Below are 21,887 nucleotides of genomic sequence, written 5' to 3'. Positions count from 1 at the left end.
ACATCTAGAAGCAACAATGCGTTCCAACGTTTGAAGTGACTATGAAGCTGTTGTTTCGCATTTTTTCAGTAGGCGCGGTCTGGTTTTGGGCATGCTTATGGGCACCGGGCGCGAGCGCTGCCGTGGTTGCCGCAGCGGATGTGGTGCCGGAGGCGACATTCCAATGGGGCAGCAGCGGCCCCGACCAGTGGGGGCAGGTGGGGCAGACCAGTGCAGGCCTGGCCTGGGTCACCACCGACTTTCCCAACAGCGGCAATGGCTCGCTGCGCCTTGACTTGCCTGTCACCTCGTCCAAGGCCGGGCTCGCTTACTACCCTGCTGCCACCTTCGGCAAGCTGTCGGAGCTGACCACCGTCTCCTACCAATGGCTGGTGCACAGCACCGATGTGGTCGACCAGGCGCCCGTGCTGCGGCTGTACCTGCGCAATGCGCAAGGGGTGCATACGCAGACCCTGGTCTACACCCCGGACATCGCCGGCGTGCACGGTGTGGGCCTCAACCAGTGGACCACCGCCGATATGCTCCACGGCATCGTTTGGCAAGGGCGCAGTGCGGCGCAAGGTGGCTTTGATCCCAACATACGACGGCCATTTTCGGACTTCCAGGCCGACCCGCGCTTTGCCGACATGGTGGTCTTTGCCGTGGAGGGTGGCGCCGGCAATGGATCCAGCGGCTTTGTTGGCGCCATCGACAATATCGAAGTGGTCGGGCCGCTGGCCTCGGTATCGGCCAACTTCGAAGTGGTGCCGCCTACGGCCTCCATACTGTGCGACAAGACGCAGCTGTTGGATTCCGACGGGCAAACTGCTAGCTGCACCCTGAGATTGAGCCGGCCTGCGCAGGCTGCGCTGACCGTGGGGCTGAGCACCTCCGGGGACACGGCGCGCTACAGTGGTTGCGCCGGTCCGCTGGAGATTGCAGAGGGCGCCAGCACGGCGAGCTGCACGGTCACGGCCACCGCCAATACCGTGAGAGGCGATGGCCAGGTCAGCGTGTCGGTCGCCATCGTGCCAGCGGCCAACCCTGGCGGCTACAGCTTGCTGGCGGGCACATCGGTGGCTTCCATTTAGATTGCCGATGAAGACGGGGAGGCTGCTGCGCCGGTCGGCGCAACCTCAATACCTGTTCCAGTGCTCTCGCACGGAATGTTTGCGACGCTATCGCTTGGCTTGTTGGCTTGCGGTGCCATGCTCATTCGACGCACTGGCAAGCCTTGACGAGAGGTGGGGTATCTTGTTCTCGTCAGATTTCTCGTTTTTGGCTGACGACCAATTCCACCGTAATAGGACACTTGTGCTGTATTGCCAAGGGAGCTTTCTTTCTCTGATTAGCCCCCCCTCATTGCTTAAGCGAAAGGCTGTGTTTACATTCGTTTGCCCAGTCAAGGGCCGGTGTACTCTTTCAATAGGGCTCAGGCGGTTATGCTATCGGCTTTATTTTTCCGATAGAAGAGGTCGCCGTGCAGAGGCTTTCAAAAATAAAGAGCGCCCATGTCGCACACATGGCGTTGATCTTGGGTTTGGCAGCATGCCTCGGTGCATGCGTGACGCGGCCCAAACCGCAATATAACTATGCTGGTGCAGCAGACGACCCGGTTTTTTTTCTGGAGTCTGACTTCGGGATAGATACCGGCTTTACCGCGCAGATCAATCCTGTCAGAAACGCCAATCTGTGCAAGAGCCGGCAGGGGGTTGCATATATGCAATCAATGGATTCTTACTACCGCGATTCAAGCCTGAAAGGTCCTTGGAAGATTGTTGCGCCTGCCGGGCAACCTGTGGTGATATCCGGTGGCTGGTTTCAGTACGCGACAACATCCACGAACACGACTTTCGGTACCAAATCGATCTCGCCGGGCAGAGGTTGTAGTGCTGAGAACAAGCTCGTTGTTGGCGAAAGGGGCAAGCAATACCGGGTTCACCTGCGCAAGAGCCCAGATGGAAGTGGCTGCACGATGGACATCACGAACCTAGATGGCTCGGTAGTGGAAGCGGAAGCCTATCCGAGATGCCGAATCCGTTGAATGCATGGCGCTCGCGCACATGCTCGGGCCCTTTGCAATGCGCTCGCCCAATAGGATGGGCTCGGATCGCTCGAACCCTTGCTGAGACCGAGGCTGGGCGTATTGCGGTGTGCCCTTGAGTGGCAAGAAAACGTGAATTGATTTTCTTGGCTCGCTCTTGGGTTTGCATCACTGCTTTTCCGATCTTCGTGGTAGTCGAAACTGGCCATTGAGGGCTGGTTTTTGCTGTGCATTGGTTGCAAGCAACGCCCTGTACGAGGTCTTATGAATACTGAATACTTTTTCAGAACGTCAGCAAAGATTCGCACCGTGGGAGCAAGTTGGGGTGGTTGCAGTTTGTTGCATAAGCGTGATTCATTCTCTTCCTCAGCACGGCCTGATTCTGGTATGTCAACCGGATTTCTACGTAGAGAAACCGTCCATCCATGTTATTTGGAGGTGCTTCGACTATCGTTGGCGGCGCTGTTTGATGCGCGGGTTCTGGACGATGGAAAACCGCGGTAGCCAATGTCTGCGTGGCTTCAAGTCCTCGGTTGGATTGAATGCAACTTTAATCCACAGCAGTCAATGGACGCAGTCAAATGCTCCCCGAGCATTGTTGGCGGAGTAAATGGATTGCTCAGTATGGGCATCAGAATTTCCGGGTCCCAGTGCCAAATGCTGGATGGGTTGAAAGTATTTCATCTATAGTGTTTTGTGGAATCGCTATTTGATAGATGAATTACAAGGAGAGTGGCTTGAAATTTACCCAGAATGAATCACAGAAAAGTGGCTTGGTGCGCCTGGACGGGCTTAGTCGGCGGGTATTTCTTTCTGCACTCGGTGGGGGGGCATTGGTATTGACAGGCTGCGGCGGAGGTTCTGACTCAGAGGGCGGTGAAGTGGTGCCAGCACCTCCACCCGCTGTGCAGAAGCCCGGCATTTTTCTTCTGGCTGGTCAACTGGGCGGAGCCGGTTTGCTGGAGGGCAAAGGCGCAGAGGCGCGGTTGCCAATTCGTAATTACTTGAGTATTGCTCCCGGTGGCACTGTCTACATCCCGATCAATGGTGGTCGTCTTGCGAAGGTCGACCAGGATGCGCAGCTCAGTCTCGTTCCAGGTCCCCCTGCAGGTTCAGAATACCAAATAGCTGCAGATGCCCAAGGGCGGCTTCATGCCTTTGCTTTGGCCTGCGTTTACCGCCAAAGCGACACCGGCTGGATACCCATTGCCGGAAATCCTTCGGAGGCTGGCTACGCCGATGGCGATGGCGCGTCCGCACGGATGGGTTATGTGGCATCCCCGGTGTTGGGTGCGGACGGTAGTTTGTACTTTATCGACAAAGGAACCGTGTTTGGAATGCCGGAAGACATGATGGTTCGTAAGCTGACGAGCGGTGGTCAGATTGTTACTGTTGCGGGGCGGCAAGGTCTTCCGCTAGAGCGCAGGGATGGTCAAGGCAGCGAAGCAGGCTTTGTCGATCTCATCCAACTGCTCGGGCAACCGGACGGCAGCCTTCTGGCGCTGGATAGGAGGCATTTCCGCAGCATCACACTGGACGGTCAGGTCCGCACTATGTCCAATGCCAACGAGTTGCGTACAAATGTCAGTAATCTGGTGCAGACCAGCGCCACGTCGTTCTATGCCTTGGAGGGCAGCCGCGTTGTCCAGCTGGGTTTGGACGGCTCCTTCACGCCGTTCGTGGGAATTCCGGATGCGCATCTGGACCTCTGGCACGTGAACGATGGTGTGGGCGAGGATGCGCGTTTGCAGCGCCCGTCCTCTATGGTGCAATTGCCTGATGGTGATCTGCTCATTGGCGAGGATTCCAACGCACTGCGCAGGATCAATCTGCAAACCAGAAAGGTCAGCTCCTGGGTGGGCGCCAACGTTGATAGTATTTCGGTGGATGGCCTGGGGTCCAATGCGCGCTTCACGGGCGTCATGAACGGCATGGCGGTCAATGCCAAAGGCGACATTTTCGTGCTTGAGGGCTATTGGGGCATGTACTCCAATGCTGATGCATATCGCCAAGTTGTCAGAAAAATAAGGCCCGATGGCGCTGTTACTACATTGCCCGGCAAATTATCTGACCGCGTGACGGAGATTGCCGCCGATGGGAACGACAACATCTTCTATGCCTCAGGCTGCGCCATCATGCAACTGAAGGCCGATGGCAGTCTGGCGGTATTTGCGGGCAACGTCGAAGAGAAGGGCTATGCAGACGGTTCTGCTTTGCAAGCGCGGTTTGCATCGCCTAGAGGTCTGTCGTTCGACCAGGCTGGCAACCTCTGGGTCATCGATGCACCGGCGTATGAATATGAGCGAGGCGGTGTCGCGCTTCCTAGCCCTCGAGTGCTGCGACTGTGGTATGGACAGACCTTGCGCCGTATCACCCCAGATGGCAGCGTGACCACCTATGCTGGCACGCCAGGCCAGGTATTGGAGCGGCCTTTCCCGGACTACTCGCCGGCATGGCAGCTATGGAATAGCAAGGTCGACTCGCAAGGCCGCGTCTACCTGTACAGCAGCAGCGGGCGTGCTGCGGTGTACCGCGTTGATGGGCAGGGCGCAGAACCCAGCAAGCTATGGCGAAGTGAAAGCGACGTTTCCACCTTTGACCAGATGGCCGTTTCGCCTTCCGGCCAGATCTTTGTGTCGTCAACGCAGCCGGATTTTGTCGGGGGAAGTAGTGCTATCTATGCCATGGAGCCCGGCGGTGGTCTTCGCTTGGTGGCTGGCAGCGAAGCGCTGGGTAACCTGGGTGTCCGTCTTGGAGCGCTGCCCGGAAGTCTTAACTGGGTATACGGTCTGACTGCGCTGGATGACCGCACCCTGGTTCTAGCGAGTGAGAGTGCAGTTTTGCGCGTTAATTTGTAGCAGAGTTGACGCGGTGGAGACGGGGTAAAGACCGCAAGCCAGGTATGCGCAGGCCGTGTATCGCCAACCAGGGCAACGTAGATGTATTGATTGATTTCGGCCCTGGCCTGCGTAACCGTTCTTAAGCCACTTGGTGCCGGTCAATCCTTGCAGCCATTGCCCGGCTCTGCCGGCATGCGCGGAAAAGAGCTGCGCTCAACTCTCCTCCTTGCCCGCATTCTGCTGCGCATCGATCGCCTTCATGTTGTCCAGCAGCTTGAGCAGGTAGTGCAGGGTGTGAACCATGTCATTGCTCGAGAACCCCTCGAGCGCCTGCTCGTAATAGCGGCCAATCGACTCGGCTGCATCGTGCTGCCACACCTGCTGCCCGGCTGGCGTCAATTGCACCAGACGGGAGCGTTTGTCTGCCGGGTCGGGCACGCTGTGCACATAGCCGGCGGCCTCCATGCGTGACAGCAGGCCGGTGAGGTTCTGGCGGCTCACCAACAGGTAGCGGGCCAGGTCGCCCATGCCCATGCCCTGCTCTGATTCGGGCCGCGACAGCGCGCCCATCACCGCCCACTGTTGTGTGGTCAGGCCCTGGGCTTCAACGGCCTTGGTCCCAGTTTTATGCAACATGTTGGCGCATTGGTAGAGCTTGAAATACAGACGATTGGCCAGGTCGGTGCGCAGTTGCTGCGGGTTTTCTCTAGGGTCTTTGGCGAGTTTGCTCATGATTCCGATATTGCCATGGCATGGCATTTGTGTAAATATATTGTCTAATTAAACGATGCAATGCAAAAGAAAGGTGGGATCATGGCACGTTTTGATGGGCAACATGTTGTAATAACCGGTGGGGGTGGCGGCATTGGTGGGGCTACCTGCAAACGCTTTGCCGCTGAAGGCGCCCGGGTGACCGTGCTCGACAAGCAGCTGGGCGCCGCACAGGCGGTGGCCGATGCGATTGCAGCGGCGGGCGGCTTGGCGCAAGCGGTGGCCTGTGATATCACCGACCGGGCGAGTGTCGATGCGGCCGTGCAGCAGGCCGAGCAATGGGCTGCGATTGATGTGCTCGTCAACAACGCGGGCTGGGATGTGTTCAAGCCCTTCACCAAGACCCATGAGGGCGAATGGCAGCAGCTCATTGCCATCAACCTGGTGGGTGCCCTGCACATGCACCACGCGGTGCTGCCGCACATGGCAGAGCGCAAGGCGGGGCGCATCGTCAACATCGCGTCTGACGCGGCGCGCGTGGGCTCCTCAGGCGAGGCGGTGTATGCCGCCTGCAAGGGCGGGCTGGTGGCGCTGTCCAAAACCCTGGCACGCGAGCATGCCCGCCACAACATCACCGTGAACGTGGTTTGCCCCGGCCCCACCGATACCGCCTTGTTTGCCAGCTACAAGGAGGGCGCGGGCAACCCCGACAGGCTGCTCGAGGCCTTTACCCGTGCGATCCCGCTGGGCCGCATCGGCCAGCCCGAGGACCTGCCCGGCGCAATCCTGTTCTTTGCCTCGGGCGACGCCGCCTATGTGACCGGCCAGGTCATCAGCGTATCGGGCGGCTTGACGATGGTCGGCTGAAGGCCCCCCAATAAATAAGGAGACTGGTATGGAATTTGAAGACATCCTCTACGACGTGCGCAACCATGTGGCCTGGATCACCATCAACCGGCCCGAGAAGATGAACGCCTTTCGCGGCACCACCTGCGACGAGCTGATCCGCGCGCTGAACAAGGCGGGCTATGACAAAAGCGTGGGTTGCATCGTGCTGGCGGGCGCGGGCGACAAGGCTTTTTGTACCGGCGGCGACCAGTCGGCGCACGATGGCAACTACGATGGCCGTGGCACCATCGGCCTGCCGATGGAAGAGCTGCACGACGCCATCCGCAATGTGCCCAAGCCGGTGATCGCGCGCGTGCAGGGCTATGCGATTGGCGGCGGCAATGTGCTGTGCACCATCTGTGATCTGACGATCTGCTCGGACAAGGCCATCTTTGGCCAGGTGGGCCCCAAGATGGGCTCGGTGGACCCGGGCTATGGCACGGCATTTCTGGCGCGTGTGGTGGGCGAGAAAAAGGCCCGCGAGATCTGGTACCTGAACAAGCGCTACTCCGGCGAAGAGGCGGTCGCCATGGGGCTGGCCAATATCTGCGTGGCGCCAGAGCAGCTCGATGCCACCGTGCAGGAATGGGCCGAGACTATCTGCGAGCGCAGCCCCACCGCGATTGCGATTGCCAAGCGCAGCTTCAACATGGACACCGCGCACCAGGCGGGCATTGCCGGCATGGGCATGTACGCGCTCAAGCTGTATTACGACACCGACGAGTCGCGCGAAGGCGTGGCTGCACTCAAGGAAAAGCGCAAGCCCGATTTCCGCAAACACGCCAAGTAACGCAGCCTGCCGCGAGAGGTGTCCATGAATCCGTACTTGAACGATGACTTGATGAGCCTGGCTGCATCGGTGCGCCGGTTTGCCGATGCGCGCGTGGCGCCGGGCTTTTTGGAGCGCGACCGGAGCCGCGTGCTGGACCGTGCGCTGATGCGTGAGATGGGCGCCATGGGCCTGATCGCCCCTGAGCTGCCCGAGCAGCTGGGCGGGCAGGGCCTGGGTTGCCTGGCCGCTGGCGTGGTGCATGAGGAGCTGGCGCGCGCCGATCTGAGCATGTCCTATGTGCCGCTGCTGGCCTCGCTCAATGCGCAGATTCTGGCCGCCCACGGCCAGCCGGAGGTGGCGGAGCGCTGGTTGCAAAAAATGGTGGCGGGCGAGGCGCTGTGTGCCATTGCGCTGACCGAGCCGCGCGGTGGCTCGGACGCGGCCAACCTGCGCCTGCGCGTAGAGCGCGATGCACAAGGCTATGTGATCAACGGCGAGAAGACCTCGATCTCTGCCGCAGACCAGTGCGATATCGCCGTGGTGTTTGGCCGCACCGGCACGGTAGAATCGGGCGCGCATGGCGTGACGGCGTTGCTGGTGCCGATGGACTTGCCTGGCATCACGCGCAGCCGCTTGGATTGCCATGGCCAGCGCGCCATTGGCAGGGGCTCGCTGTTTTTTGACCATGTGCGTGTGCCGCTCTCGCATCGCCTGGGTGAGGAGAACCAGGGCTTTGTGCAGGTGATGCAGGGCTTTGACTATTCACGCGCGCTGATCGGCTTGCAGGTTCTGGCCGTGGCGCGTGCGGCGCTCGACGATGCCTGGCAGTACGTCACCCAGCGCCAGGCCTTTGGCAAGCCCTTGTCGGCGTTCCAGGGCGTGTCGCACCCTTTGGCGGATTTGGATACGCAGGTCAGCGCCGCACGCCTTTTGTGTCTGCAGGCGCTGTGGCTCAAGGACCAGCGCAAGCCCCACAGCGCCGAAGCGGCCATGTGCAAATGGTGGGCCCCCAAGCTGGCCTATGACTGCATCCACCAGTGCCTCTTGATGTTGGGACATGGCGGCTATGACCGGGGCGTGATGGAGCAGCGCCTGCGCGATGTGCTGGGCTTTCAGATTGGTGACGGCACCGCCCAGATCATGAAGACCATCATTGCCCGCGACCGGGCGGGCAGGCAGGCCGTGCCGGCATAGCCGTGATTTGCTCCCAAGCGCGGCCCACCAGCGCGGAGCCTCAACCCACAGGAGACAAGCATGCAATTTGATGCCGTATTGCTGGCGCCGCGCCGTGCGCAGATGCGCAGCCAGGGCTGGTGGCGCGACACTACCATCAACGATGCGCTGGACCAGGCGGCGCAGCACTGGCCCGACCGGCTGGCACTGGTGGCGCAGCGCACGGGCGAGGACACTGCGCAGTCCTTCAACTATGCGCAGTTGGCGCGCATGGCCGACCGCGTGGCCATCGGTTTGTGGCGACTGGGTGTGCGGCCTGCCGATGTGGTGGCCTGCCAGTTGCCCAATGTCTGGCAGTTCACGGTGCTGTACCTGGCATGCGCACGCATCGGCGCGGTGCTCAACCCCCTGATGCCCATTTTTCGGGAGCGCGAGTTGCTCTTCATGCTGGGCCACGGGGAGGCCAAGCTGGTCGTGGTGCTGAAGGACTTTCGCAATGTCGATTACGAGGCGATGCTCAAAGGCATTCAGCCACAGTTGCCGCAGCTCCAGCATGTGGTCGCCATCGGTGGTGCCGGTGTAGACAGTTTTGAGGCGCTGCTGACCCAGCCCGCCTGGGAGCGCGATGCCGATGCCGCGCAGGTCCTGAGCTCACACCGGGTCCCGCCCGATGCCATCACCCAGCTCATCTACACCAGCGGCACCACGGGTGAGCCCAAGGGCGTGATGCACTCCTCCAATACCTTGATGGCCAACATCAACGCCTATGCCGAGCGCCTGGCGCTGGGGCGTGACGATGTGGTGCTGATGGCGTCGCCCATGGCGCACCAGACCGGCTTTATGTACGGGCTGATGATGCCGGTGATGCTGGGCGCCACGGCGGTGCTGCTGGATGTGTGGAACGCCGCCACGGCGGCGCAACTGATACGGCAATGGCACTGTACGTTCACGATGGCGTCGACGCCGTTTCTGGCCGATCTGTCACGCGAAGTGGCTGCCAGTGGGACGGTGCCCAGCCTGCGCACTTTTTTGTGTGCCGGCGCGCCCATCCCCGGCCCCTTGGTGGAGCAGGCGCAAACGGCCTTGGGCGCGCAGATCATCTCGGCCTGGGGCATGTCGGAGAACGGCGCTGTTACCACCACCTTGCCCGGCGATGGCGCGCAGCGCGCGGTGGAGACCGACGGTCTGCCCTTGCCCGGCGCCGAGGTCAAGGTGCTGGACGACCTGGGCCAGGAGCGCCCGCGCGGCGAGATTGGCCAGTTGTGGGTACGGGCCAACTCCAACTTTGGTGGCTATCTGAAACGCCCGCATCTCAATGCCACCACCGATGACGGCTGGTTCGATACCGGCGACCAGGCGCGCATGGATGCGCAAGGCTATATCCGTATCACCGGCCGCAGCAAGGATGTGATCATCCGAGGTGGCGAGAACATTCCGGTGGTGGAGGTGGAGTCTCTGCTCTACAAGCACCCGGCCGTGGCGCAGGCCGCGGTGGTGGCTTATGCGGACGAGCGCCTGGGTGAGCGGGCTTGCGCGGTGATCGTGCTCAAGCCCGGCGCAGCCGAGCCGGCGCTGGCCGATGTGACCGCGTTCTTGCGGACGCAGAAGCTGGCGCCGCACTACCTGCCCGAACGCCTGGTGGTGCTCGCAGACATGCCGGCCACGCCATCGGGCAAGATCCAGAAGTTCAAGCTGCGCGAGCAGCTCAAGGCCTAGACCGCGTCCGACGCGCCCGAGGAGCTGTCGCGGTTGCGCAGCACAATCGTTATCTGCCCGTTGGTCTCAATCGTCGCCTGCTCCACCTCGTAGGTGTGCAGGCAGCCTGCGCCGCGCAGCGCCGCTTTCAGGTCATCACTGGTGAGGAGTTCGGCATCCATCACCTGGCGGTTGACCTGGCCGTTGGATATCAATCGCTTGGGAATGCCATCGACCCAGCGCGACACCCGCCTGCTGCGGTAGCTCAGCTGCGCCACGATGGAGTGGCAGGCGATCAAAGTCGTGGCTGAGATCAGCCCGCCGATCAGCGAGTTGTCGCCTGCATTCATCGAGTTCTGCACGGCGTTGGACAGGATCAGCAGCAGGATGAGATCGAAGGGGTCGTATTGCCCAATCTGGCGCCGGCCGGTCAGCCGCAGAAACACCAGCAGGAATGCGTAGACGACAAAGCCGCGAACGACAAATTCCCACCAAGGAACACTCATAGAGAACATGGCATGACTCCTCAAGCTGGGGGCGGGCAGCGCCTGCATGAACCCTCGGGCTGCCCACTGACCCGGCCATCATAGTCCGCAGTGGCCGCCGGGCGCGATACTGCCGCGTACGCTGGCAGGCCCCGGCATCGTCGTCTTTTTTCGCCAGTTCCGCTGCCGCATCAGTGCCGCGCGTGCATGGGGCGGGCCCCATAAATAAAAAGGCGCCAGTGTTGGCTGGCGCCTGCACAGGGGAGGTGGGCTGGGTGGATTACATGCCCTGTCCCAGATCGGAGATCAGCTGTGCCGACAGGTAGAGGCGCCGCGCTATGGGCTCGGTCAGCACATACTCGGCCAGGTTGGAGTGGTAGTTGGCGCCGGGCAGACCCAGACCCTCAATGACTGGCTTGCCCGACAGCGCGGCATAGGCAGCGTCCGAGCCGCCACCGCCGCGCGTGGTGTACATCTGCGATTTACCGCCCACATCGGCATAGATGGTGATCGCCTTCTGGATCAGCTTGACGCCCTCGTCGTTGGCGTTGAAAGCGGGGCGGCCCCGGGTCAGGTTGATGTCGATGGTGGCGCCGTGCACATGGGGCGTCGATGCGGCTTTGTCGAGCATGCCCTTCATCAGGTCCAGATCCTCGTTCTTGCCATAGCGCACGTCGGCATTGACCACGGCCTTGTCCGGGATGATGTTGGTGGCGCTGCCGCCAGCGGTCATCGTGGTCCAGTTAAAGCCGCGTTCCTTGGATTTGTCCTGGATGTCCTGCGTGCGCAGCACCAGGGCCGAGGCCTCGGTCAGCGCATTGATGCCCGCCTCCGGTGCCACACCTGCGTGCGATGCCTTGCCATGCACCACCGCCTGTACATAGGCAATGCCGGAGGTCGCAGTGCCAAAGCCTTCTTCCAGGCCGGAAGGCTCGTAGGACAGCACATAGTCGTGCGAGGCGGCCAGCTTCTGGATCAGGTCGCGCGAACCGAAGGAGCCCTTTTCCTCATCGGTGTTGAACATCACCGTGATGGTCTTGAACTTGCTGAAATTCTGCGCCTTGAGCAGGCCCAGGCTGTGCAAGATGACGGCGATGCCGCCCTTGGCATCGGCAATGCCGGCGCCATAGGCCTTGTCGCCTTCGACCTTGAAAGGCGCCGTAGCCAGGATACCGCTCGCATACACGGTATCCATGTGGGCCATCAGCAGCAGGCTCTTGGTGCCGCTGCCCTGGAAAGTGCCGACAATGTTGTCGCCCACCACACCCGCCTCTGCCTTATGGCGCACCACATTGGCGCCGAGTGCCTGTAGGCGGGCTTCGAGGTAGTTGCCCATCTGCGGAATGCCAACGGGGTCATTGGTACCTGTCTCAATGTTGACCAGCTCCTGCAGTGTTTGGAGGACGGCCGCCTTCTCGGCCTGCGAAGCCTGGTCCAGCGTGGCGTTGTAGCGCAGCGAGGAGGCGCTGCTGTCGGAGCAGCCCGATACGCTCAAAGAAAGGGCCGCAGCAGCGGCGATGGCCAGCAAGGTTTTTTTCATGTTCATTTTGGGTGTGGGAGGAGACCGCGGAAAGGGTCACGGGATTGTCATGCGACGGATGCAAGGATAAGAACGGCACCCCGTCAACGCGGTCACGGCTGAGACAAGCGCTGTGGCCATTGCCCCTGTCATCGCGTTGGCCCATTCCGGGCTGCTACGGCGCGATGCCGGCGCTGACGACGCGGATGCAGCGATATGGCCATACCCATGGTCCTGCGTGACCACGGCCAAGCAATGGGTTTCGTTGTCTCCATCGTTGATCGTGTAGCCGTCCGCGTCTGCGGCACGACCTTCCCCTGGGACCGAATCAGAGCGCTCAGGTCGACGCAAAGAGGACACTCCTTGCCTGCGTTTGTGCAGCCATCGCCCTAGGGTGTCGCCCCAGGGAGAGGCTGGCGAATGCCGCCTAGGCTTCCCGTTCTGGTGCGTGCAGCAGATTGCGCCCCTTATGGCGATTAAGCCATCCCGCACAGCCCCCACATGGCCTGCACCGCTGCTGCACCAGACACAGCCATGCGGACTTACTGGCGGTCGCGGCGTTCGCCATGTTGGCCTTCACGAAGCTGCGGGTGGGCGCTTGACTGCGCTTGCTGGTGCATCTGTTGCTGGCGCATTTGCGCTGCTTGTGCATGCTGTTGGGCTCTTATTTGTTGTTGCATCTGTTCATGTTGGGCGCGTTGCTGCGCCATCTGCTGTTGGTGTATCTGGTCTTGCTGTGCGCGCTGCTGTGCCATTTGCTGCTGGCGCGCTTGCGCTTGCTGTGTGTGCTGTGCTTCCAGGGGTTGGCCGTGTGCTGGCGGCTGTGCCATCGGTTGTGGCATGGTCAACCCGCCGGGCCGTTGATGGGCAGGTGCCGGGGTTGTCTGGGCATGGGAGTCTGGAAGCAGCTGCATGGGTGCCACGGCACTGGGGCGGACCATAGGCTGCACGCCCGGGCTGATTAGCATCTTAGCCGGGTCGATGGTCTGGCGTTGGCTGAGTGCGTAGCCGCCTGCCGCTGCTACGCCGGCTGCCAGCGCGGCCCCGTGGCCGTCGGGGAGCTCGCCAGTGGTCATTGCAGGTCGGGCTGACTCTGCCACTGGAGCCGTGTTGACTACATGCACATGGGTGCTGTTGTGGATGTTTTCCACAACGGTGCGGGAGTTGGATATGTAGGTCTGGTCGTTGTAGACAACGGCTGGACGAGCCAGAGGTGGGTGGGCGCTTATCCCTGATCCACTAGCCAGACTGACCCGGCTCTCCCCAATGCAAATGCAATGCGTCTTCCTTTTAACTTTACGTTGTCTGCGCTGGAGGAAGGCAGCCTCGAAGAGGACGATGACCTCCACGATCTCTGGGTCCGGCTGACGTCACGGATGCAGGGGTGGGTGATTCTCCGAGGCTTGCCTACATGTGATGTTTCAATAGCTTGTTCAGCTGGACAAGTCTGGCAAACTGGTGTGACCACGCTTCAGCAACTCCGAGGAATTCTGCCGGATGAGCAGCCTTAAGAATTCGCGCGTATCTGCCAAGCCATGGGTATCAAATACACCTTCAAACGGCCCTATGGCCCGCAAACCAATGACAAGGCCGAGCGTTTCATCCAGACGTGCCTGCGTGAATGGACTTACGGGTGCATATGGGAGAACAGCCAAGAGCGCACTGCGTGGTTCCCCGCCTTCTGGTCTCACTACATCGCCCGAAAACCGCACTCAGCCTTCGGCCGCAAGCCTCCAGCCTCCCGACGTGGATTGAACAACCTATTACAGATCAACAGCTAGTTTGCGCGCTGTACTTCGGTACCTCACCATGCAACTTCGTGGCTATCGCGGGTTGATGGCTCGCTGGCTTGAACTCCAATGTCGGCACTTGGGCGTGTTCGCTGGCTATAAATTGTGTCCTGCAGTCGGTTAGCCTTGCGAGATGCATGCGCGCTACCCTTGTAGCCACTTCCCCACTCGTTTCCCCCCGGCCACGCCTTTCAGGGGTGGAGGGTGGGGGGTACCGGATGCAGGAGGTATGAGTGCGCTGCGATCGTGGGAGCTAGGAGGAGGAGATAGTGGCTGGATTGCACTGTATGCGACCTGTGTGCTCGCTCCGGCTTCACTTATGTATGTTCAGCATTTCTTTAAGTTCGGGACATGGTAGCTATGACTATCTTCGTGTCAATAGCTGTTATGCAAGGTACACTTCATGTATCGAACACTGAGTTGATTTGTATGAGTGCTTACTTAGAGTTATTCGGTACCGCTTTATCTCCCAGATCTCCTGTTGGGGCACTGTTAATTGGTGCTTTGATTCTGGGATTGATACTTGTCGTCGTCTTGTTGATACGTAGAAGTGTCCGACACGTAGCACTACACCTATCAGACACTACGGCATTGCAATTTGTGAGCGAGTTTGCACAGCTATTAACTTGCGTCTTTGGGTTTGTTCTCTACGCGCATTTAATACCGGAGTTGAGAGCTTTGGGTACAGCGCTACTTGCAGGAGTAAGCGTTGTGTCTGTAGTTGTCGGGATGGCAGCTCAGAGTACACTGGGCAACGTAATTGCTGGCTTTTCATTGGTGCTATATAGACAAATTCGTGTTGGGGATACTATTCAAATTAATTCCCCTCTTGGGGTAGTGACCGCTAAGGTTGAAGTCATCTCTCTAGGGTTTACGCAGTTGATTAATGCTGACGGGCATGAATTAATTGTGCCCAACAGCGTAATGATGGGTAATTCTATTATAAGATTGAGCCGCGGTCTCTGATCATTAGTATTTGTTTGTTAGCTCCCTCCCTGTAGGCTATTTATGATTTATCGGCACCCGAGGAGGTCTAGGCGATTTTTTTGGATGCGTAGACTTTGGAAGTGCCGCCTAGGTTTTTCGTGCTGCGCTGTGGTAACTCTGCATGCAACCTCGTAACAAGTGCAGTTTGATAGCTCTCTGGCTTGACTTTCGACTCCGCACTGGGCATGTTCACAAGTTACCTACCGTGTACTGCAGCCGTTTAGCCTTCCGGGGTGCAGGAGGTTCGAGTGCGCTACCAGGGTTAGTCATGGCACACTTGTTATGCTAAGGTGAATCCGCGTCTCCCTTGGATGGGGGCTGTCTGGCTCAGCGCTCTGTGATTCACTTGCACCATGATGCTAGCCTGGGGGATGGACGCTTGTTTCCGTCATTCAATGATCGAGACGGTCGGAGACAGACAGCTGCCAGTAATGCTTTGGCTGCTTTCGGGCTTGAGCCAACTATTTTGCAACTCATGCATGCGCTTCGTAAGGGGAGCGCTTCCATCGACGCAGGAAGCAATAGCCATAACAATACACAACATGCCAGCAGCAACCACCGAGAACCCGATACTTGGCACTACTGCCCAGCTTCTCGATCCTTGCTCATGCACGGCGGTTGATTTCGTGCACCAATAAATGATGGTTGTTATAGTGAGCAGGGCCGGACAGCCTATGTTCTTCATGGAGGAGGGCAAGCATGCACTCATGGGTCATCGCCCGTATTTCCTGGATCATAAGCATGGACGATAGGTCTTGCGCTACGAGGTTGTGGTTGTTTCTGACTATTTTTTCGAGCTTGGGCACTTTGATGCCATGTTTCGAATCTTCTATATGGACTCCAGAAAAAAGAGCATAATTTTATACAGCCTTCGGAGAGTCAAGCTCTAAGAATTGCTGCCCTGATTTAATCGAACCTGAAATTTCCCATGCTACACATCTTGAGCAAATGATGCTGGTAGTCATCGCGACCTGCATCTACCGTGTGAATTCCATCCCCCCTAATTAAAGGCTTCATTTGGAGGGCCAATAGATCGTGCAGCGACGTATCAGTTTGTGGATCTTCCAGCATACTGAGCATCATGGGAGGTGCCGTAATAAAACGCGATAAGGGAATGCTTAGGCTTGCACCCGAAAATAGAAAAAGCCTCCCCTGCGCCACTACGGCACTGGTGAGGCTTATTGTTTATTAACTAACCTGTCAGGCGCGGCGACGGAAGCCCACCAAGCCCAGCATCGCAGCCAACATGGCCAGTGACCAGGTTCCCAGCGTCGGCACAGGGGTTGCAGCAGGCAGCGCAGTGACAGTGATGGACTGAGTCACAGGCTCAGCCACCGTGAAATAGTCGTTGCCTTCCTGGTTGGCTTCAATGGTGCAGGTACCCGTTGTCAGCACGCGCACAGAGCTTCCAGCCACTGTGCATACGGTAGGCGTCAGACTGGTGTAGCTCACCGCCAGGCCAGAGCTAGCCGTTGCAGCAGGTTCCAGCGTAAAGCTGTTGCCCGTCACCACGCTGTGGGCAGACTGGGACGGGAAGGTGATGGTCTGCGCGCTTTGCACGGTCACGCTCTGAGTCACCTGCGCGGCAGCGTTGAAAGCCACTATGCCCACAGTGCCCCCCGGCTGGTCGGCAGCGATGGTGCACAGACCACCAGCCAGTGGCGTCACCGTGGTACCTGATACGGTGCAGATGGATGGGGTTAGGCTTGTGTAGCTCACCGCCAGGGTTGAGCTGGCCGTCGCTGCCGGGTCAATGCTGAACGCCCCATCGGCCACATTGCGCTTCAAGGTCTGTGCTGGGAAGGTGATGCTTTGGTCCGGTGGCGCGTCGATCTGCATGCTTTGGCGCACCGCAGGTGCGGGGTCGACGTCGTAGGTCAGACCACCTATCGTTTGGGTACCCGCTGCGGCGTTGGCCTCGATCGTGCACAGCCCGGTCACTGCCGGTGTGACCAATGTAGCAGCGCCTGTGGTGGAGTCCACCGTGCACACGGAGGGGGTCACGCTGCTGTAAGTCACTGGCAAATTGGCACTGCTGGTGGTTGGCGGCGTCGGGTTCCAGGAAACCGAAGCGCCATTCATCGCCGAATAGGTACCAGGCTCAGGTGCCAGAAAGTTGATGACCTGCTTAGTAGGATCGAGCTCGGCCAGACGTGCAATTCCACGGCGAGCCATGCCGGCAACGCTGGTGAACTTCCCGCCCAGATAGACGGTTCCATCATTGTTGGGCAGCACTGCCCATACCCAGCTATTGGCGCTAAAGGAAGTATCGAACTCGGTATCTAACGAGCCATCCGCATTGAAGCGCGCAATACGCTGGCGCGGAGCGTCGGTCAGGACAGCACCATTGACAGGGTTGGTCACACCGGCCCGGCCATAATCGCCACCGACCACAATCTTCTGCTCGCCACCCACGTTCTGCAGGGCCACCGATGAGGCCCACCAGTTCACATAGGACTGGAAGCTGCTATCCACCGTGCCATCGGTATTCAAGCGCGCAATGCGCCAGTGTATTTCATCGGCATAGCGATGCGTGCCGCCAGCATATACGATCTTGCCGTCATCCTGCAACGCCAGCTGATATACGGGCCAGGAGCCGTCCCAAGCGCCATTGCGCCCTGCAATGGCCTGACCAGCGTCAAAGCTGGTATCCACGGAACCATCGGTATTCAGGCGCGCCACGCTCATACGATTGACGCCATTGACTTGCGAGAAAGTTCCCGAGATCAGAATCTTGCCGTCTGCCTGCAGCTTGACATCTTCAATGCCATTGTTCGGGCCGGTGCCGACGTTGAAGCTGGCATCGAGCGTGCCGTCCGCATTCAGACGGGCCACCCGGTTGGCGACCGTGCCATCGACACGGTTGAAATAACCACCAATAATGATCTTACCATCTGGCTGCAGCGCAATGCCACGCACATTGCCATTGGCCTTGACCGAGCCGGCTGGTGCATTCTGGAAGGCCGCATCCAAAGTGCCATCGGCATTGAGGCGCGCAATGCCCCAGAAGGTGGTGAAGCTGGCAGCGCCTTTGGGCTTGACTGACGTGAATTCGCCGCCAATCAGCAGCTTGCCGTCTGGCTGCACCGCAATGGCCTTGACGAAGTCATTGGTCGCCACCTTGAAGCCGGTATCAAGCGAATCGTCGGTATTGAAACGTGCCACGCCCTGGTAGCCAGCTTGGCCTTCCACGGTGTTGAACAAGCCACCAATAACCACCCGACCACTGCCGTCCTTGACCATCACCATGGTCTCCAGATTGGTGCCTCCTCCAGAAGCGAACGTATCTGGAGCGTATACCGCCCCATAGGCCATGCCGAGCGCGCCAGCGAGAGCGGTCACTACAATACTTTTGAGTAGTGTTTTAATTGGGGCTGAATGATTAAAGTTAGTAGGCATGTCGTTGTTCCATTTGGCATTAGCAGTAAAACTCAGTTGAAATTTTGTCTATGTTTGCTATTTTGCTTTTTTGTTTTTCTTGATATTCATTTGCTTTTTGTTATTGTCTCAAGATTAAATAAATTCTTGATGAAAATGGCTGTTGTGATAGAAAAAATAACATGCAAATCTCTGCATCAAGAAGTGGGCGGCTCCCCACTGACATGCCTGCCTTTGACCACTTCTACCGCCAGTTTTAAGTCGCAAATGTGGATTTTGATTCGCTCAGGTTATTCACAGGCGTACTTATCCTTCCACCCCCTTAATTGATCGCGTGCAAACCGTAGATTGGCTCAGGCAAAAATCGTCTGCACCTTGTTGTCGTTCTTCGACATGCCACAGCCAAGCACCTTGTTGAATCCGGCGTGCTAAAGCAGGCGGATGAGGGGCATGGGTTGATTTCCAACACAGAAGTGATCCACCAACTTGATAGGGTCAGATTACGTGGTAATCAACAGTGTGGGGCTGGTGCAGCACCCACATCCGCGTGCGTCGGCAGTTACCCAATAGGACGCTGATCAGTGTGCTTAACGCCGGGTGTCACCCATTTCCGAGTTTCAATTTTTTCGCTTTAACGCGTTCGCAGATGCCGGCCGCTTGCGCCTAGCTTCGGCATGCGAGGTGGTACCTAGGCATATTTCTCAGGTACTTGGACTATGGGGGTAGCGGCTAGGCCTCTCGTGCATCGCCTCGATACCTCTCCGTGCAACTTCGGCACTATCGTGGGTCTATGGATCGCCATTTCGGTTTCGATCTTGCAAGCCGGGTCGGTCCTTAGAATGCCTAGCCTCCAGATCTGAACCGCGAGAGATGCATCTGCCCAGGCTGACACTTGACTCCCCGACTCCCCGTCCCCCTCTCCCCCTTTAGGGGAGGGGGACTGGGGGGGGGCAATTCAGCGAGGCCGCCTCTCATAGGGTCTAGGATGGAGCCCATTAGGCCGCCTACGAGTGAGTTGCCGTCACCGCGACACGCGTACCTTGCCTCATTCCCGGAGTAGCTGTCCAGCTGAGACGAGGGATTGAATTGCTTCGCGGACATTCTCTGCGCGATGGTTACTGCCATAGCCCTCTGCCCCACTATCGTGCATCTCCTTGAAAGCTCGTGCAACGATCTTGCGGATTGTCTCCTCGGTCGCCTCGCCAGGATTCCGCTGCTCATTGCCATTCAGATCGAGTTGGCTCAGATGCTGACGAATTGCCTGCAGTGCTACATCCGTCCGCTCCTGGGTCTTGGGCTTGGGGCCTGCGAATACCATGGCATCGTTCGCCTGCGTGTCGTCGGAGTCTTGCACATGCCGGATGACGATGGATTGGAGGGGCTCCGTCTCATGCGCCGGTTGAAACTCGATGGGCTCGATCCGAAACCAGCCCTTCGTATGGCTGCCGTCGCGGCCCTTATCGAGGCGCCAGTAGCGCTCGTTGCCACTGCGGCCAACCTCGATAGACACATCAGGGTTCGCATTCAGGGCATATGCTCCTCGCGCACCACGACGAGGATCGTTTCCCGAATGATGAACGAGCAATACCGCGGCACCAGTCATCCTAGTCAGGCGCTGAACGTTAGCGATCATTCCGGCCATCGCTGAGTTGCTGTTTTCCTCCGCAGTTCCGGCAAGTGAGGCTGACAGGGTATCAATCACAATGAACTTGGCTTGGTGCTTCAAGGCCGTCACTGCCAATGAGTCGACATCTTCCGTGCTGGCAACATTGCAGGCATCAAAGACGTAGCGAATACCCTTCTGATAGACGCCACCCCGGTCATGCTCAAGAGCTTGGACGCGTGTGCGCAGCCCCAGTTGCCCCTCCAATGCAACATAGATCACGTTGGTCTGGGTGACCGGGTGGTCAGCCCAGTCAGAGCCGCTGGCTACCGCCGCTACCATGTCCAGCAGCAATGCAGTCTTGCCTGCTTGAGACTCACCCCCACAAGATAATGACCTCCCCGCCGTGGAAGACGTCACTCACCAGCCATCCCAGACGCGGCATGTGCTCAAAGTCTTCAGAGGTATGCGTTGGCAGCGTTCGCAACACCTCTACTGGAGGTGGAAGCGTGGGGTCGGGCAGGCGCTGCTCTTGCTTGGCGGCGAGACCTACGTCATCCAGGCTGTCGGTGGACGACGCGAGGACTTCAGGCACCATACGGATGGTGTCTGCCGCATCATCTGCCAGCCCGCTACGTGTCGGCCCCTGGTAGGCCATATGGATCACTGGAAATGGGGCAACCTCTTGCTCTTTGCCAAGTCGCTGCCAATGAACGTGCGAGGTTTGGGCCTGCGCTGCTCCGGAGATGGCTGAGACGTCGCAGTTAGCAGTGATCCTGGTTTTGCCTGGCTCTGTCTCAGTTTGGTTGAACATTTCTGCCGCCGTTGAGGGCGTGCTCGGGTCGCCTGGGTGGGTAGGGGACTTGTGAGTGGGCGCACGCTCATTTGCCTCCTCTTCTTGGCGCATAGCAAGGAACTTCAAGGCTGCAGCCTGGAGGCGATCCACTTCCGGAGATTTGGGGATGTTGGAGTGAGTATTCGAGGTAGTCATTTGAGGTATCTGCATTGGTTCGGTTTATGCGTCGCAGGGTACGAGGCATACGCGCTGTCGCACGCACAGGAGACGGGGCGAACCCCGTCCTTGTTGATCAGGCTTGCAGCTTGCGCGGGCGCTTGATGGCAGAGGCCATCTTGGCAAGAGAGCGATTGCGCTTTTGAGGCTGGCTCTTGGCCTTATTGATTGCATCAAGGATCAAGTAGCGGGACTTCCAGGTGCGATCGGCAACCATGTCGACACGGTCGTCAACGGTGGCGATTGCGTCCAGGACTTCGCGCAACATGGCACCAATTTGTGCAATGGACTGTTGCTGCGTGGCGACGTGACCCGCCAGGAGTGCAAGGGCGATTTGCTCGGGCTTGAGCTTGCACACAGATACAAATTCGTGCTGTCCGAAGCCTTGAGAAAAATCGTTTGCGGCAGCGATGTTGGCTGGATTGCGTTTCATAGGTAGTAACTCCGATAGGTAAACATTGGTTTTGTGCGATCTCGAAACGATTCCGAGGCCACACTATCTAGACGGCGTTTCTGGAGCGCGCTACCTCTAGGGCATCTAGCCAAATCGAAACTATATGTAACTAACTGCTGGCGCAATTTGGCCTATTCCGATGACTGCGGATAGGGCTATGGGTAGGGGTTTTTGAGGGGGGAGTGCTATGCCTACCGAGGCTGCTGAGCGGCGATGGCTGCTTGACTAACTCGGGACTGTTCTGCCGCAGGCGTAGTTGCGTTTGTGGGGAGGTCACATAGGGATCGCTATGGTGCCAATGCCTTAGTGGCTTTGGGAACGCTGTAAGCCGAATGCATGGCTTCGCGGAGGCGTCTAGTATTTGAGCCTGCTTCTCCGGGGTCTATCCATGTATGGAAGTGCAGTCCCGGTCTCCCCTAACAGCGGTTGAGGGTAGAAACTCAACTTGCGCACTGATTTCAGCTGCCGCGCAATCCTCAATCAAATTGCAGCGCTTGGCACGTCCCAGATGGTGACCTTGGCATAAATCCGCCTGGTGCTTGGGGTTAGCTCGGCCA

General features: G+C 58.8%; 16 protein-coding genes and 1 pseudogene. 9 read left to right on the top strand and 8 right to left on the bottom strand.

What is annotated here, in order from left to right:
• Nucleotides 1-122: 122 nt before the first annotated feature.
• From N4T19_RS10680 to N4T19_RS10670, 3 genes are all read left to right on the top strand, one after another.
• Nucleotides 123-1,070: a hypothetical protein gene (locus N4T19_RS10680; protein WP_260720190.1), complete on the top strand. Its 948-nt coding sequence runs from the start codon at nucleotides 123-125 to the stop codon at nucleotides 1,068-1,070.
• A gap of 431 nt (nucleotides 1,071-1,501) precedes the next feature.
• Nucleotides 1,502-2,023, top strand: coding sequence for a hypothetical protein (locus tag N4T19_RS10675; RefSeq protein ID WP_182343184.1), 522 nt, complete (start codon nucleotides 1,502-1,504; stop codon nucleotides 2,021-2,023).
• A gap of 737 nt (nucleotides 2,024-2,760) precedes the next feature.
• Entirely contained in the window at nucleotides 2,761-4,881 is a 2,121-nt protein-coding gene (locus N4T19_RS10670; protein ID WP_260720189.1) for an NHL repeat-containing protein, read from the top strand.
• A gap of 195 nt (nucleotides 4,882-5,076) precedes the next feature.
• On the opposite strand, the gene N4T19_RS10665 is transcribed toward N4T19_RS10670, so the two are convergent.
• Nucleotides 5,077-5,595, bottom strand: a complete 519-nt coding sequence (locus N4T19_RS10665) for a MarR family winged helix-turn-helix transcriptional regulator (RefSeq protein WP_116927119.1) — start codon at nucleotides 5,593-5,595, stop codon at nucleotides 5,077-5,079.
• Between the two features lie 81 nt (nucleotides 5,596-5,676).
• On the opposite strand from N4T19_RS10665, the gene N4T19_RS10660 reads away from it, so the two are divergent.
• From N4T19_RS10660 to aliA, 4 genes are read left to right on the top strand one after another with little or no spacing between them, the layout of a single operon-like run.
• Entirely contained in the window at nucleotides 5,677-6,441 is a 765-nt protein-coding gene (locus N4T19_RS10660; RefSeq protein ID WP_260720188.1) for a glucose 1-dehydrogenase, read from the top strand.
• Nucleotides 6,442-6,469: 28 nt separating this feature from the next.
• Complete coding sequence (gene badI / locus N4T19_RS10655; RefSeq protein WP_182343179.1) at nucleotides 6,470-7,252, top strand: 2-ketocyclohexanecarboxyl-CoA hydrolase; 783 nt, start codon at nucleotides 6,470-6,472, stop codon at nucleotides 7,250-7,252.
• A 24-nt stretch (nucleotides 7,253-7,276) separates the two neighbouring features.
• On the top strand, nucleotides 7,277-8,428 hold the full coding sequence (gene aliB, locus N4T19_RS10650) for a cyclohexanecarboxyl-CoA dehydrogenase (RefSeq protein ID WP_260720187.1): 1,152 nt from the start codon (nucleotides 7,277-7,279) through the stop codon (nucleotides 8,426-8,428).
• 60 nt (nucleotides 8,429-8,488) lie between these two features.
• Nucleotides 8,489-10,123, top strand: a complete 1,635-nt coding sequence (gene aliA, locus N4T19_RS10645; protein ID WP_260720186.1) for a cyclohexanecarboxylate-CoA ligase — start codon at nucleotides 8,489-8,491, stop codon at nucleotides 10,121-10,123.
• On the opposite strand, the gene N4T19_RS10640 is transcribed toward aliA, so the two are convergent.
• From N4T19_RS10640 to N4T19_RS10630, 3 genes are all read right to left on the bottom strand, one after another.
• Nucleotides 10,120-10,617: a DUF421 domain-containing protein gene (locus tag N4T19_RS10640; RefSeq protein WP_116927123.1), complete on the bottom strand. Its 498-nt coding sequence runs from the start codon at nucleotides 10,615-10,617 to the stop codon at nucleotides 10,120-10,122. The genes aliA and N4T19_RS10640 overlap by 4 nt on opposite strands.
• A 250-nt stretch (nucleotides 10,618-10,867) precedes the next feature.
• A complete protein-coding gene (locus N4T19_RS10635; RefSeq protein WP_232539418.1) occupies nucleotides 10,868-12,133 on the bottom strand; it encodes a glutamate carboxypeptidase in 1,266 nt (421 codons plus the stop codon).
• 515 nt (nucleotides 12,134-12,648) lie between these two features.
• On the bottom strand, nucleotides 12,649-13,455 hold the full coding sequence (locus N4T19_RS10630; RefSeq protein WP_260720185.1) for a hypothetical protein: 807 nt from the start codon (nucleotides 13,453-13,455) through the stop codon (nucleotides 12,649-12,651).
• 165 nt (nucleotides 13,456-13,620) lie between these two features.
• Here N4T19_RS10630 and N4T19_RS10625 point away from each other — a divergent pair.
• Nucleotides 13,621-13,887, top strand: a pseudogene (locus tag N4T19_RS10625) (integrase core domain-containing protein); the annotation flags it as partial.
• A gap of 369 nt (nucleotides 13,888-14,256) precedes the next feature.
• Entirely contained in the window at nucleotides 14,257-14,862 is a 606-nt protein-coding gene (locus tag N4T19_RS10620; protein WP_260720184.1) for a mechanosensitive ion channel family protein, read from the top strand.
• A gap of 1,221 nt (nucleotides 14,863-16,083) precedes the next feature.
• Here the strand turns inward: N4T19_RS10620 and N4T19_RS10615 are convergent.
• The 4 genes from N4T19_RS10615 to N4T19_RS10600 form a co-directional block, all read right to left on the bottom strand.
• Entirely contained in the window at nucleotides 16,084-18,225 is a 2,142-nt protein-coding gene (locus tag N4T19_RS10615; RefSeq protein ID WP_260720183.1) for an IPTL-CTERM sorting domain-containing protein, read from the bottom strand.
• A 1,081-nt stretch (nucleotides 18,226-19,306) separates the two neighbouring features.
• Entirely contained in the window at nucleotides 19,307-20,218 is a 912-nt protein-coding gene (locus tag N4T19_RS10610) for an AAA family ATPase (RefSeq protein WP_260720182.1), read from the bottom strand.
• A 22-nt stretch (nucleotides 20,219-20,240) separates the two neighbouring features.
• On the bottom strand, nucleotides 20,241-20,855 hold the full coding sequence (locus tag N4T19_RS10605) for a hypothetical protein (RefSeq protein ID WP_260720181.1): 615 nt from the start codon (nucleotides 20,853-20,855) through the stop codon (nucleotides 20,241-20,243).
• A gap of 97 nt (nucleotides 20,856-20,952) precedes the next feature.
• Nucleotides 20,953-21,309, bottom strand: a complete 357-nt coding sequence (locus N4T19_RS10600) for a hypothetical protein (RefSeq protein ID WP_260720180.1) — start codon at nucleotides 21,307-21,309, stop codon at nucleotides 20,953-20,955.
• Between the last annotated feature and the right edge of the window lie 578 nt (nucleotides 21,310-21,887).

This window comes from Comamonas squillarum (genome assembly GCF_025309455.1).
Taxonomy (GTDB): Bacteria; Pseudomonadota; Gammaproteobacteria; order Burkholderiales; family Burkholderiaceae_C; genus Comamonas; species Comamonas squillarum.
The sequence above is the reverse complement of the archived record's forward strand: the minus strand, read 5'-3'. Positions and strand labels throughout refer to the sequence as shown.

Bases quoted from the DNA above. Each gene is read 5' to 3' on its own strand.
- N4T19_RS10675 (WP_182343184.1), top strand. From the start codon at position 1,502: ATGGCGTTGATCTTGGGTTTGGCAGCATGCCTCGGTGCATGCGTGACG.
- N4T19_RS10665 (WP_116927119.1), bottom strand. From the start codon at position 5,595: ATGAGCAAACTCGCCAAAGACCCTAGAGAAAACCCGCAGCAACTGCGC.
- N4T19_RS10660 (WP_260720188.1), top strand. From the start codon at position 5,677: ATGGCACGTTTTGATGGGCAACATGTTGTAATAACCGGTGGGGGTGGC.
- badI (WP_182343179.1), top strand. From the start codon at position 6,470: ATGGAATTTGAAGACATCCTCTACGACGTGCGCAACCATGTGGCCTGG.
- aliB (WP_260720187.1), top strand. From the start codon at position 7,277: ATGAATCCGTACTTGAACGATGACTTGATGAGCCTGGCTGCATCGGTG.
- aliA (WP_260720186.1), top strand. From the start codon at position 8,489: ATGCAATTTGATGCCGTATTGCTGGCGCCGCGCCGTGCGCAGATGCGC.
- N4T19_RS10640 (WP_116927123.1), bottom strand. From the start codon at position 10,617: ATGTTCTCTATGAGTGTTCCTTGGTGGGAATTTGTCGTTCGCGGCTTT.
- N4T19_RS10635 (WP_232539418.1), bottom strand. From the start codon at position 12,133: ATGAACATGAAAAAAACCTTGCTGGCCATCGCCGCTGCTGCGGCCCTT.
- N4T19_RS10620 (WP_260720184.1), top strand. From the start codon at position 14,257: ATGACTATCTTCGTGTCAATAGCTGTTATGCAAGGTACACTTCATGTA.
- N4T19_RS10605 (WP_260720181.1), bottom strand. From the start codon at position 20,855: ATGACTACCTCGAATACTCACTCCAACATCCCCAAATCTCCGGAAGTG.
- N4T19_RS10600 (WP_260720180.1), bottom strand. From the start codon at position 21,309: ATGAAACGCAATCCAGCCAACATCGCTGCCGCAAACGATTTTTCTCAA.